This window comes from Rhizobium sp. BK491, assembly GCF_014194925.1.
In the GTDB taxonomy this organism is placed as follows: domain Bacteria; phylum Pseudomonadota; class Alphaproteobacteria; order Rhizobiales; family Rhizobiaceae; genus Rhizobium.
In genome coordinates this window covers 1-12,467 of the sequence record NZ_JACIAR010000008.1, presented here as the reverse complement: position 1 = coordinate 12,467, position 12,467 = coordinate 1, and the positions used below count along the sequence as shown (strand labels likewise).

The window sequence follows — 12,467 nt, the reverse complement described above, 5'->3', positions numbered from 1 at the left end:
GGTTAGGCACATGAAGACAGCACTGATCGCAGTGACCCTCGCCATTGTTTCCGTCCCTCAGGCTTATGCGCAAGTCCCGGTCAAGGACTCGGAAAACATCTCGATCAGCGAGGACATCAAGCGCCTGTCGTCCGAGATCCAGCAGGACACCTCGGTCGTCAAGGACAACACCACGAAAACTCTGCAGGCGATCACTGGCGATCGAACGCAGGATGCGAGCCAATTCGCCAAGCTCGCGACCGGCAATGGCTTCACCATGGGACAGGCACCGGATTTCGGCACGGTGCTGTCGAGCAACGCGGCCGTGTTCGGAGGAATCGGCGGTCAGTTTCAAAATACCGCGGCCAAGCTGATCAACGGCCTCAACCTGGTGAAGATGGTGGTCGATACCGTTAAGGGCGGTGAGCTCTCGGGCGCCAATCAGGCCTATTCGCAGGGCATCAACGCGCTGACGACGTTGACTGCGCTGACCGACGCGATGAACAGCGCCACCAAGGACCGGCAGAATTCCTTCATGCAGGCCACCCAGCAGATCGGAACCGCGAAGGACCTGAAGGGAGCTCTGGAGCAAAACACCCAGATGGTGCTTCAGGGCAATCAGACCGCCAATGAAGCAGTCGGCTCACTCAACAACCAGGTTATGCTGCTCAACCAGCAATATAAAGCGGCCCTCGCAACGTCATCGCAGAACCTCAAAACCTTCGCGCCTCTACCCGACAGCGTCATGCGTGACGGTGGGACGCAGCCGCAAGGCACCTCCGTTCGGGATCAGCTGAAGGCATTCGAGGACCAGAACCAGTGAAGGCGGTTCTCGTGCTGATAGTCAGCCTCGCGGCCCTTGCCGGTTGCGCCGGGAAGCACGAACAGCTGGCGAAATGCTCGGCTGACGAAAATCCGGTCCCGGCTCTCGGCTTGGTATCCGAGCCCACGACCACCACCGCTGAGGATGCGCTCGCGGATGCCCTCAAGGACGATTGCGGCCCGATGCGACCGGTCAATAATTTTCAGGAAGAGACATGGATCCCGTCAGCTACGCGATAAACTTCTATGGCGATGCGCTTCGATATTTCGACAAGATCAACGAGGCGTCGCTGGAGCGGGCCTGGGGGCTGTTTGCCGAAAACAGAAACCTCGTTTCAGGCATCCTGGCGATCTTCCTGATCCTTTATTTCCTCTGGGGCGCCCTCGGACTATCCAGCGTTTCCCTTCAGGACATGGCGATCACCGCCTTCAAGATCACGCTCGCCTATACGCTCATCATGTCGTGGGCACTCTTCTACGACAATATCGGCCAGTTCGTGCTATCGGCGCCGCAGGATCTCGGCTCGGCCATATCCTCGGCGATGGGCGGTCAATCGGCCGGTGCGGACATCGCCCAACAAGTCGCCTCGATGGCGCGCAAGGTCTACGATTTTGCCATGCAGCTCTTCAATTCCTACGAGTCCGGCTGGCTGCCGAATGTCACCGGCGCTGTCGTCGTCTTCATCGTGCTGGTCTTCGGCCTCCTGCCGATGCTGCTGATCCTCACCGGTGTCACGCTGTTTGCCAAGATGATCACCGCCGTCATGCTGGCGATCGGTCCGATCGCAATTCTCTGCTATTTCTTCGGCATCACCCGCTTCGTCTTTGATGCCTGGGTGAGGGGTGTCGCCTACGGCATGTTCATGCTGCTCTTCACCTACATCATGGCTGGCCTCTCGTTCGGGTTCCTGATCGGCATGATGGACACGATCAACGGCGACATGGCGACCAAGGAAAATGCGTTGGCGATCGTCCTCGCCATGGTGCTCTATTTGGCGCTGATCTCCTATTTCATCTTCCAGGTGCCGGATTTTGCGCGGACCTTCGCCTACGGCGCGGCCTTCTCCGGCGTCCCGGGAGGAGGTGGCGTCGACACCGCCTACAATACCGCCCGCAGGCGCCTATCCTCCAGCAATTCCCGTGCTGGACAGGCTGCGGCCATAGCGCTCGGCACGCTAGCAGGTCCTCGAGGCGCCGTCACCGCTGCGGCGCTTGCAGGCCGCGGCAGTATCGCGGGCGCCGGCGCTCTCGGCCGCATGCTCACCAATCGCCGTCGCAACAGCGAATGACGCATCGGCTGCGAGGATAACGTTCACATTTTACCTATTGCGACTTCGAGGTTTGAGATTTGGTATTGTTCAAAAGGCAATTGAAGCCGGCGCCGGCCGATCGTGTCCCCGGCCCGCAAGACATCTACGATCAACACCTCTCATGGGGGGAGAAGAACCGGTCCCTGCGGACCCTGATCGGTCTCATCCTGCTGGTCTTTGCGGTGGCGGGCTGGATCGTCGCCGGCGTGCTGTCTTTCTCCGTCGCACAGCTCTTCCCGCTCGTGCGAACCGAGGTCGTGCCGCTGATCGTCGACAAGAACACCGGCTACATGGAAACGGTGACGACGCTCGATAAGGACCGATCGAACGTTTCGGAGATCCAGGCCGTCCGAGCCTCGTTTGTGGGTAATTATGTCATCCGCCGCGAGACCTACGATCCCCGCTACCTCTCGGAAAACTTCGACATGATCGCCCTTTGGTCGGACCCGGATTCGCCGGCTTTTAAAGACTACTCGGAAATGATGAACCCTTCCAATCCGAGAGGTCCGGTCAAGACCATGGGAACCACGGGCGAGATCCGGCCGGAAATCCTGTCCGTCAATCCGCTCAACGCAACGACCATGGCGGTGCGCTTCGAGACCAGGGAGCGCCGGCGCGGCGGCGACGTCGTCAATCGCTGGTCGGCGACGGTCCGCTACCGCCAGATCAATCTCCCAGCCAGCAACAGGGTCCGGCTTTACAATCCCCTTGGCTTCGTCGTGACCGAATATGTCAAGGTTCCCGAGACCATGCCGTCGGGGCTCGTCCCATGAGGCGAGCGTGCGTCGGAATAACGCTGTCACTGCTGCTGGCGGCTTCTTCGGTTCATGCGGAATTGATCGCCCGGCCTGGCCGGCTCGATCCGCGGGTTCGGACGTTGCCCTATTCGGCCGAACAGGTCTTCGTCGTCACCGGAACTTACGGCATGGTGACGACCATCCTCTTCGGTGCGGACGAAGAGGTCACCCAGGTGGTCGCGGGTGACACGGTTTCCTGGCAGATCCTGACATCGGCCGACCGCCGCTCACTCACCCTGAAGCCAATGGAAAAGGACGCACCGACGAACCTCTCTGTGGTGACGACGAAGCGGACCTACTCGTTCGACCTCGAGGTCAACGACAGCAAGTCGATCCAGAACCAGACCTTCAAGCTGCGGTTCATTTATCCGGAAGATGCCGGCCTCAAGGGCACGGCCGAGCTTTGGAAACAAGCCCAGGATGCCGAACGCAATCCCAACATCAAGAACATCCGTCGCGACAAGGTCAATTACGACTATGGCTTCAAGGGTAGCGATGCCGCGAAGCCCTTGTGGGTGTTTGATGACGGCTTGAAGACCTTCATGAAGTTCACCGGCGACCTGCCGGCGATCTTCATCGTCGATGCCAAACGGCGAGAGAGCCTCGTCAATTATCGCCGTGAGGCCGACTACATCGTTATCGACACGGTCTCGCGGCAGTGGACGCTTCGTTTTGGCACCGAGAACGAGACCTGCCTGTTCAATCTGAGGACCGCTCCAGCCGATGTGCTGGCGCCGATCGAGGGTGCCGTGGCGCCGAAGCGCCTTGGCTCGGCTGGTGCCAGCTCACCATCAAAATCTCGATAGGGAGGCACGATGTCTGATCCGAACTATCATTCGATCGAGACCGATACCGCGATTGGCGGTCAGGTGAGGCGCTCCGGGGTCGGGCTGATGCGGCCGGTCGCCGTGGTGGTGGCAATCGCCGGCGTTGGCGTGGTCCTCTATTTCCTTCTCTCCGGCGGCGAGCGGGAACCGGCGATCGACAATACGCCGCATGAAGAGTTCCGCCCGGTGCAAGCGCCTAGAAACGAAGGCTTCAATCCGCCAGCGCCGCCGCCCTTGCCGACGGTGCAGGTGCCGGAGGCGCCACCCCCTCCGCCACCCCCGCCGCCGGCGCCGGCCCAGATAACGCCTCCGGTCGATGTCGATTGCACGAGAGGCAAAAATCCTGACGATCCTAAGTGCATCGAGCTCGCCCGGCAGGCAAAACTGCTTGAGCGCGTGCGCTCCACTGCTGTCGTCTTCGATCAGTCGGAACGCGTAGGCGGGGCCGCAAGCGCTTCGCCCGACGCCACGGGAGCCGGATTGTTCGGCGCGAACGGCTCGACAAGCACGCCCGCCGGCGGAGCCTCGGATGCGGGCGGTGCTGTCGATGGCGATCGCGCCTTCCTGAAGGCCATGGGAGGGCAGGGGGTACAGGTGTCGGTTGCCGCCGAGAACCGCCGTATTGATGCCTGGATCCCACAGGGTACGATGATCCGCGGCACGTTGGAGACGGCGATCAATTCGGATCTCGCCGGTATGGTGAAAGCGATCGTTCGGGAGGATGTCTACTCCTTCGACGGCCGCCGGGTCCTCATTCCTGCCGGCTCCTCACTGATCGGCGATTATAAATCCGGTGTCGAACGCGGGCAGGAGCGCCTGTTCATCGTGTGGACGCGCATGATCCGTGGCGACGGTGTTTCTGTCCAGCTTGGCTCTTACGGCACGGATCGTCTCGGCCGCTCCGGCATGACAGGTGTCGTCGACCGGAAATACTGGGAGCGATTCGGGCCACCGGCGCTGATGACGATGATCGGCGGGGTCACCCAATACATTGCTCAACTCGGTCAGAAACAGGATCGAAATATCACGGTGGTCAACACGGACGGAAGCGTGACCAGCATTCCGCAGAATAACGGAACCACCTCGCAGGATCGGGCGCGCGAGATTGCTGCGGAGACGATCGCGTCGGGTATTCAACAGCTCGCAAGCGAGGCTTTCCAGGACAGCCGCAACATCCGCCCGACGATCCACATCGCTCAAGGGTCCGACATCACCGTATTTGTTACTCGTGACCTCGATTTCTCGGATCTTTATCCGGACCCGGTGCGCGAGGCGTTCGAACGCCTGCGTCGAAAGAAGGTGGGCAAATGAACGCGCACCCGTCGATCTCCGCCGAGCAGCACTTTCTTTCCGAGGCGCTTGAACCCATCAGGCCCTTCCTCGACGATCCCACCGTGGTCGAGATCTCTTGCCAGCGCAGCAACGAAATCTGGCTCGAGCGGATCGGCCAGCTCAGCATGATCAGGCAACAGATCGATGGGCTTGATCAGGAGGCGATCCGCCATATGGCGTCCCGCGCTGCCTCGTTCACAAAGCAGACCATCAATGCTGAGAATCCGCTGCTTTCGGCAACGCTCACCAACGGCGAGCGCGTCCAGTTCGTGCTCAATCCGACCTCCGCCACCGGACACGCGTTTTCGATCCGCAAGCAGTTTATCCGGCGCTTCGATCTCGACGATTATGAGAAAGCGGGCGCTTTCCGCTTCACCAAGGTAACAGGAGACGACTATATCGACGATGTCGATATCGAGTTGTCGCGCCTGCTGCGTATTGGGAAAGCGCGTGCGTTTCTGGAGCTCGCGGCCGCCAATCATCGCAGCATGTTGATCTCCGGCGGCACCTCCACCGGCAAAACGACATTTCTCAATACGATGCTCACGGCGATCCCAAACCATGAGCGTTTCATCCTCATGCAGGATACGGCCGAACTCGAGCCGCGCCAGGAAAACGTCGTCTCGTTGCTGGTCTCGAAGGGCGCCCAGGGCGAGGCTAGGGTCACGATGACAGACCTTTTGGCTTCCGCACTGCGGCTCAGGCCAGACCGGATCTTCATGGGCGAGCTACGCGGCGACGAGGCTTTCGATTTCCTGAATGCGATCAACACCGGTCATCCGGGCTCGATGTCGACCATCCACGCAAACTCCCCACATCATGCCTTTAATCGACTGTCGACGCTGGTGCTCAACAGCAATGTCCGCATGGAGCGCGACGATATCATCCGCTACATCCGCTCGATCATCCCGATCGTGGTCCAGTTGAAGAAGAGCGATGCCGCCGGCGGCCGCGGTGTCAGCGAGATCTATTTTGCAGACGAGGTAGACGAAGATGGCAAACGTATCCACGGACGCAGAGGCTGAACGTCCGAAGTGGACGAAGTTTCAGGAGGTCTCGGCCTTCACATTCCCGGTCGCCGTTCTCGGCGCCGTGATGATATGGTTGCTGTTCTTCACGCTAATCTACGACGCCTATGTCACATCCTTCGGATCGACATCCTATTACGATTATGTTGCCCAGGCACCCGGTCTCGACAGTATTGCCTACACATGGTCGGTTATCCGCGCGCGAAACACTGTCGGGCTCTCGATCCTGGCTCTGGTCCTGGCCTCGCCGTTTCTGTTTTTCCTGCTGAGCCTCTGGATGTTGAAAGGCGGCAGGGCCCTGTCGCGCAAAATCCTCTACCTGCTGCATGTGAGGTCGATGTTCACCCTGATTGCCCATACGGCGCTGATCTTTGCTGGCGCCTATGCCGGCGTCATTGTTTACGGAATCGTCTTTTATCTCGTTGCAAGCAAGGCCGGTGGGTTCGCCGGAGTAGCGGACTATTTTGACGCTCATCTTGCGGCGATGTATCAGGCGCCCTTTGGTTACACCGACGCGTCTGGTAGCTTTCAGCGGCCCTCGCGACAGACTGTGTTCGCCGCTCTCGCCGGTCTGGCGGGTGCTGGAGCCCTGGTTGGGTTTCCAATCGGGGCGGCGATCCAGAAACGCCAGCGCATGATCATGGGCAAGGCGCGATTGGCGACGTTGAAGGATGCCGCCGATTTTCGGCTGCGCGACAAGCACGGTATCGTCCTCGGCCTCAAGCAGGGCCTTCTTCTGCGCAACGACGGCGACCAGCATGTGATGGTCATCGGCTCGCCGGGACAGGGCAAGTCGCGCGGCTTTGTCATTCCGACGATGATAAGTTTCAAGGGATCGCAGATGGTCCTCGATATGAGCGGTGAGCTGTTCGAGGAGACGTCGGGTTATCTCAAAGACCAGGGCTACGAGATTTTCCTGCTGGCGCCGGGATCGAAATTTACCGACGGCTATAATCCTCTCGACCTCATCAGCGCCGACCCGAACCAGCGCATCACCGACCTGCAGAAGCTGACACAGATGCTGTTGCCAGAGCGTCTGCGCTCCGATTCCTCCGACTTCTGGGAAGAGAGCGCCAGGATATTGCTGACGGCCATGCTTGGCTTCGTGCTCGAATGCCCGGACACCCGAAAATCGCTGAGCGAGCTCTACCGCATCCTCAATTCGATGTCGGACGAGCGCAAGGCGATCATCCAGCTCCTGGAGAACTACGAGACCGTTCTTTCCGATCAGACCCGCATGCAGCTGACCAAGTTCGCGGGCCGGCATGAAAAGCTGGGCGAGGGGATCGCGGCAGAGATCGTCGCAAAGCTCAATTTTCTGCAGAACCCCTTGGTCGAAGCGCTGACCTCCATCACCACGATCCCGATCGACACGATCAGAAAGCGGAAACTGGTGATCTTCGTTCAGGCCGACTGGAATGCGATGCAGATCTACGAACGGCTGATTTCGATGTTCATCCAACAAATGGCCGACAAGCTCGTGCAGATGGGACCGTTGCGGAACGGCGAGCACGAAGTGCTGATGATGCTCGACGAGTTCGGCAATGGCGGGCGCATAGACACCGTTCTGACGCTTGCGCCATTGATCCGCAAGAACGGTGTGCGTTTCGTCTTTATCCTGCAGGACGGTGCGCAGCTCGAACGATTGTATCAGCGGTCCGGGCAAAAGATCCTGATGGGCGCGTCCACGATCAAGCTGTTCATGAACTTCCAGAACCAGGAGGACGCGGCCGCCGTCTCGGCCGCAGCCGGCAGGACGACGGAATGGGTCGAGCAGTCCTCTTACTCCCATCGCCATGGTCGCAGGCAGCGTTCGATCTCGAAGGTGCCGGTGTCAGTCGACCTGCTTCCCGTCAACACATTGATGATGATGAAACCGGAGGAGGCGGTGCTCCAGGTCACCGGCATGCAGCTCATGCGCATTATGAAACTCGATTCCGGCCGCGAGCGGATGTTCTCGAAGGTGCGGAAGTTCAGGCCGGTGACCAAACCATGCATACAGCCGGTCGAATGGACGATTGCCGACAGCGAAGCCCTCATGCCCGGCGCGCCGCAGCTTGGAACCGCGTCACCACGGAGAAAGGAGAACAACTCGCCGGCCTCTGGGATGGAGATCGATTTGGCCGTCGTCAACCGGCCACAGCAGCCACAGAGCATTCGCTTCATCGTCAAGGACGGCGTGCGTCACGTCTATATTTCGTCGCTTGATGAGCTTCGTCAGCGTCTGGACCTCGACGAAATGCGCGAGGCTGGACGGACGGAAGAAGAACTTCGAGATGACGAGAAGACACCGGCGCAGAAAAAGCAATCTTCTCCGAGAGGCGGTCGCCAAGGGGATGGGGACGCGACGCGCGCTTCCGGCCCCGTCCAGATTGACGACGTCGATATCGAGATAGATCAGGCAAAGTTGGACCGCAGTGTCTATCCGGGCTCTCCGCGCGGACCTCGGAATCGAGCGCCACGCGCTTCGCATTTTCAGGAGGAGACTGAAAATCTCCCGGCGTCAGCCATCCTGCGGCGCCAGGACGTCCGTGGCGCTTTCGGTTCGGACATCAAGGCCTTGAACGACGCAATCTTTGAGCAGGCGGACGCCGGCTCGTTTGATCCAATGGAGCTGAACGCAGACGTCGAGCTCTTGATCGGAACCCTCTCTGAGCGCCTGACCGAGGATAGCTCAAAAGCGTTTCTGCGCGAATTTGCCGATCGTGCCCGCGATCCGCTGCACGAAGAGGGGCCGCAAGACGACGACGCCGAAGACCGGTTTATGTAGGCGAAAAGCATGCGCCAAAAAACGGCTTTCCGCTTTACCACGCCGGAGCGGTATTTGCCGGTTTTAGTCAGAGCCGACAAAAGGAGGAAAATTCCGTGGGCGAAATCAGATACCTCGCAACTCGAGATCTCTTTAAAGACGATGTTGTCGAGCGGATTGTTGCGGCAGCCAGAGCTAACGCTGGCCTCTGGCTGATGGTCAAGGAGCGTGCAGTGGAAAAGCGCGCTATTAAGGCCGAACTCGAACGCCGGGGAGCGGATGCAAATGACCTGGACCGGCTGTTTCCCACCCACTTGACGCGACGATTGCCGAACTCGCGGAAGAGCTGGTGTCCACCATGTTTGGGAACTGCCCGCCGGAGATCGGATCTCGTGCTCAGCTCGCTCTGCTCAAGGCAGCCGAATCCGAGCTTGATGGCGGCTCGGCACAGGCATAGCAGAAGGCGAACCCCGCCGCCCAACCATCTCCTACGCCGATCATCGACCAACAGTTGCGCCGCAGTTTCAGCCGCCCAGTTTATCGATGACCCACGCCTGCAGCCGGCGCCCGGTGCGCTCGGAATTCGCTTCGGTAAGATCCTCTGGAAAAATCCCGAAGATCGGCCCAAGGTACTTCATTCGCGGGATCGTTTTTTCCTTGGCGTGCCGATATTCCTCGGTCTCCATCCCGAGGGCCTCGACGAGCAGTCTGCGCGGTGGCTGATCTCTATAGGCAATCTCCAATACAAAGTCTGGCCTGCAAAGGCCGATGGGTGTTTCCATGGCGAAGAGGGGCTTGATAATGGAGATCCGCAGTTCTGGAGCAGCATCGAAGAGCGATTGCTGAAGCCAGAAAAGCAGATGGGAAACGTGACGCTCAAATCCGGACTCGACGGGGAAGAGCGTATCGCCGTTATAGACCGGCTGGGCGTAGGCTTGCACAGCCCGAACCGGGCCTTCATCGTCCTCCTGAAAATCCACGTTCAGCAGCGTCAGGAACGGTCCTCGGCTTGCCGGGTCCCCCCGAAGCGGCTGGCGCACCTTGGAGAGGATATCGATTGTCCGCGAGGTGGATGCCGGCATGATGGCCTGTGTGGAAACACTGGTCGAAAACAACAGCATGAAGCCGGTTCGGCGAAGTCCCTCGGGCCAGTCGCCGCGCGAGGTCGCAAGCAGTTGCTGCCAGCGGCTCTCCGGATTCCAATAGTCGGGTCCCCAAGTCGATAGAAGCGCGTTCAGCGTCCAGATCCTGAGCACCCTCAGCTCACGGGAAGCGGAACGCAGCCGTGACAACTGATTGGCAAGCGTGAAATCAACGTCATCCTGCAGCGGCGGGATCACGTTCGTACCCGCCCTATCGAGCATCCGCCATAGCACGCCACCCAGTCTGGAAGGTCGGTCATTTCGTTCGCTCGAGCGGGAGGGATCATCCCCTGAGACATCGGCCAGGCGATTAGGAATGGCAGGAAGGGCATCAATGTACGAACGCTTGGACCTGGGCAGGGGTCGAAGATGGTAGCCGCGGTCAATGAGGGCGGGACTGGCGTCCTTGTCGACGTGGAACGGACAGGCGAGGGCGTGGTTTGGTCGCTCCTCATGCCGGCCGGGCGCATTGTCCTTCGGCGTCAGCCGCCGCAGCGTGAACGTGCGTTCCTGTTGGATTGGGGCAAGCAGTGGCTGATGCTGTGCCTCTAGGCAATCACATTCGATCCAGCCATTCATCACCTTGACGCGGCGGACTATAGCAAGCGCGATCGCTTCATCCTCTTTGGTGGCTGCATTCCCGTACCAGGCGCGCAAAGCGATAGCTTCGCGTTCATCCAGCTCTCCTAGTGGGTGGGTCGGGCTGTTGCGAACCACGATACGCATGATGCGCCATTAATACCCGATCGACCAAAGGCTGAAGCCGAGATATCCGACGCACGCGGAGCAAGCGAGAGCAAAGGTCGTTTCCGCCCAACCGCGAATGCCCCGAAAGCTGCTTCTCGCCGACCGAGCACCTTCAATAGCGACCGAAAGGAAGATGTAGGTCGGGATGACCATCGCATAGCCCAAGGTCATGCTGTCTCGAAAAGCGATCCGAGCGGCGACGAATGCGAGCGCCAGGAATAGGATCGCCATTCCTAGTCGCCGCGGGTCGATCCGATAGCCAAACCGTTCGAGCGATCCCATCGTGTTCTCCATTCATAGGAAACAGATCAAAAATTTAACCGCAGTTAAAGTTTGGAGCAATCGGAGATAGGTCTACAAGGAGAATAATTGTCCACTTCGAGAGGCTTCGGGGGCCGCTTGCACAGGTTGCCCGCTGCGGTGTATTGAAGTCGCACACGAAGATGAGAACGTTAACGCTTAACTTTTTTGGTCTCTGGACAGCCTGATGCATCGGATGAGCGGTAGAACTTTGAAACATCCCCGTGACCGTCGGCGCGCTCATGCGCCTGGCTGTCTGCCCGTATGGGTCGGGAGCGCGTTGATGAGAACTCCGCGCGAGGGTGTCGTTCGATGTCGCGGTTGAAGAACGATGGCGCCGACCAAGTTTCGAATGCAATCGACCTGACGTCTCTCTCTTTCCAGGAACGGCTCGCCATCGGTCTGATGCGGTTGAAGGCTCAACGGCGGTTGACGAACAAGGATCTCGCCGACCAACTTGGCGTGTCGGAAGCGTACATGTCGCAAGTCACCCGCGGCATGCGGGATGTCAAGCTGTCGACCCTCGACAAGATGCAGCGCGAGTGGAATGTCACGATTGAGGATTTGTTCAAAATCTCGGAAAGTGATCTTGCTCGGATCGCCGCGTGGCGAGCCCGTCGAAGGAAAAAGAAAACAACCGCCGATCCGACGTAAGTTCTTCCGGTGACACTGGTTCGACGCGGATTAATGGTTCAGGTTGAACCAGAACCTCTGCTTCACGCCTTGTTTGTTAGGGATATCGAAGTAATAGGGGTCTGCACGACGCGGCCGCGGCGTCGCGATCTGCTGGATGCAGCTATCGCCGCGATCGCCGAAGCTCCTTCGTATCACGACACGGCTCTGGTTGCCGTCGGAAGCGCGCTGACCGGGAGTTCGGCAAATATCAACAGTTCTGATGCACTGGTCAGGCTCACTGCTCCAACCATTGCCAGTCTGCGAACTGCTGCCAGCCGTGGTGCCTGACGGGCAATCTTCGTAGGTTTCGCGTCCCGGCTTGCCGGCATTGGCTTCATGGCAAATAGGCCACGAAAATCCCGGCTCCTTCATCGCCGCGATGAGCTTTGTCATGGGCGGAACGCAGTAGGGAACCCCGTGCCAGGACGGATTCTGTGACGCGGCGCAAAGCAGAACCTGGCATCCCCAGGACGCTTCGTCGGCCCTTACGGGCGTTCCCGATGGCGCGAAGGCCGATCCGGCCATGATTGCAGCCAACATCAGTCCCTGTCTCATTGTCCGCTCCTTCGAGGTATTCATTGGATTTGCCTCCAGGCGCCCTCAATTTTAGCAAAGGAGAGCACACCGGGTGGTTCTGTTGCAAAATTTGAGGTAGTCGCGTCGCCCGATTGCCACGGCTGCTCAGAACGCGGCAGCCAGGCTCTCAACCTGATTAGAGATTGACGGGTTGGCAGCGTAAGCGTCCTGCAGTTGGCGCTT

At 59.4% G+C, this 12,467-nt stretch carries 13 protein-coding genes and 1 pseudogene; 10 read left to right on the top strand and 4 right to left on the bottom strand.

Translation table 11 applies throughout. From position 1 onward, the window contains the following. Positions 1–10: 10 nt before the first annotated feature. The 9 genes from FHX05_RS25495 to FHX05_RS25455 all read left to right on the top strand — a co-directional run bounded on the left by FHX05_RS25495 (position 11) and on the right by FHX05_RS25455 (position 9,060). The gene (locus tag FHX05_RS25495) at positions 11–802 is read left to right on the top strand and encodes a conjugal transfer protein (protein WP_183715416.1); all 792 of its coding nucleotides are present in this window, start codon (positions 11–13) and stop codon (positions 800–802) included. Continuing rightward, complete coding sequence (locus FHX05_RS25490; protein WP_183715414.1) at positions 799–1,041, top strand: hypothetical protein; 243 nt, start codon at positions 799–801, stop codon at positions 1,039–1,041. The genes FHX05_RS25495 and FHX05_RS25490 overlap by 4 nt, the downstream gene beginning before the upstream one ends. Beyond that, the gene (locus FHX05_RS25485) at positions 1,017–2,090 is read left to right on the top strand and encodes a type IV secretion system protein (RefSeq protein WP_183715412.1); all 1,074 of its coding nucleotides are present in this window, start codon (positions 1,017–1,019) and stop codon (positions 2,088–2,090) included. The genes FHX05_RS25490 and FHX05_RS25485 overlap by 25 nt, the downstream gene beginning before the upstream one ends. Positions 2,091–2,155: 65 nt before the next feature. Continuing rightward, positions 2,156–2,884, top strand: a complete 729-nt coding sequence (locus tag FHX05_RS25480) for a type IV secretion system protein (RefSeq protein ID WP_246699099.1) — start codon at positions 2,156–2,158, stop codon at positions 2,882–2,884. Continuing rightward, the gene (locus FHX05_RS25475; RefSeq protein WP_183715408.1) at positions 2,881–3,714 is read left to right on the top strand and encodes a TrbG/VirB9 family P-type conjugative transfer protein; all 834 of its coding nucleotides are present in this window, start codon (positions 2,881–2,883) and stop codon (positions 3,712–3,714) included. The genes FHX05_RS25480 and FHX05_RS25475 overlap by 4 nt, the downstream gene beginning before the upstream one ends. Before the next feature lie 9 nt (positions 3,715–3,723). Beyond that, positions 3,724–5,046: a type IV secretion system protein VirB10 gene (gene virB10 / locus FHX05_RS25470; protein WP_183875352.1), complete on the top strand. Its 1,323-nt coding sequence runs from the start codon at positions 3,724–3,726 to the stop codon at positions 5,044–5,046. Beyond that, positions 5,043–6,092: a P-type DNA transfer ATPase VirB11 gene (gene virB11, locus FHX05_RS25465; protein WP_183875350.1), complete on the top strand. Its 1,050-nt coding sequence runs from the start codon at positions 5,043–5,045 to the stop codon at positions 6,090–6,092. Before virB10 ends, virB11 begins: the two co-directional genes overlap by 4 nt. Further along, positions 6,061–8,865 carry a type IV secretory system conjugative DNA transfer family protein gene (locus FHX05_RS25460; protein ID WP_183875348.1) on the top strand — a complete coding sequence of 935 codons (2,805 nt, stop codon included), beginning with the start codon at positions 6,061–6,063 and terminating at the stop codon, positions 8,863–8,865. Before virB11 ends, FHX05_RS25460 begins: the two co-directional genes overlap by 32 nt. 9 nt (positions 8,866–8,874) lie before the next feature. Next, a complete protein-coding gene (locus FHX05_RS25455) occupies positions 8,875–9,060 on the top strand; it encodes a hypothetical protein (RefSeq protein ID WP_183875346.1) in 186 nt (61 codons plus the stop codon). Between the two features lie 308 nt (positions 9,061–9,368). Here the strand turns inward: FHX05_RS25455 and FHX05_RS25450 are convergent, their stop codons facing one another. Further along, on the bottom strand, positions 9,369–10,712 hold the full coding sequence (locus FHX05_RS25450; protein WP_183875344.1) for a hypothetical protein: 1,344 nt from the start codon (positions 10,710–10,712) through the stop codon (positions 9,369–9,371). Between the two features lie 9 nt (positions 10,713–10,721). Continuing rightward, positions 10,722–11,015 (bottom strand): hypothetical protein, encoded by a 294-nt coding sequence (locus FHX05_RS25445; protein WP_183715396.1) that lies wholly within the window; start codon positions 11,013–11,015, stop codon positions 10,722–10,724. 330 nt (positions 11,016–11,345) lie between these two features. Between FHX05_RS25445 and FHX05_RS25440 the strand changes: the two genes are divergently transcribed. After that, on the top strand, positions 11,346–11,687 hold the full coding sequence (locus FHX05_RS25440) for a helix-turn-helix transcriptional regulator (protein ID WP_183715515.1): 342 nt from the start codon (positions 11,346–11,348) through the stop codon (positions 11,685–11,687). A 30-nt stretch (positions 11,688–11,717) separates the two neighbouring features. On the opposite strand, the gene FHX05_RS25435 is transcribed toward FHX05_RS25440, so the two are convergent. Both FHX05_RS25435 and FHX05_RS25430 read right to left on the bottom strand, forming a co-directional pair. Further along, positions 11,718–12,263: a hypothetical protein gene (locus FHX05_RS25435; RefSeq protein ID WP_183715394.1), complete on the bottom strand. Its 546-nt coding sequence runs from the start codon at positions 12,261–12,263 to the stop codon at positions 11,718–11,720. Positions 12,264–12,389: 126 nt separating this feature from the next. Next, positions 12,390–12,467: pseudogene (locus tag FHX05_RS25430) on the bottom strand (IS6 family transposase); the annotation flags it as partial.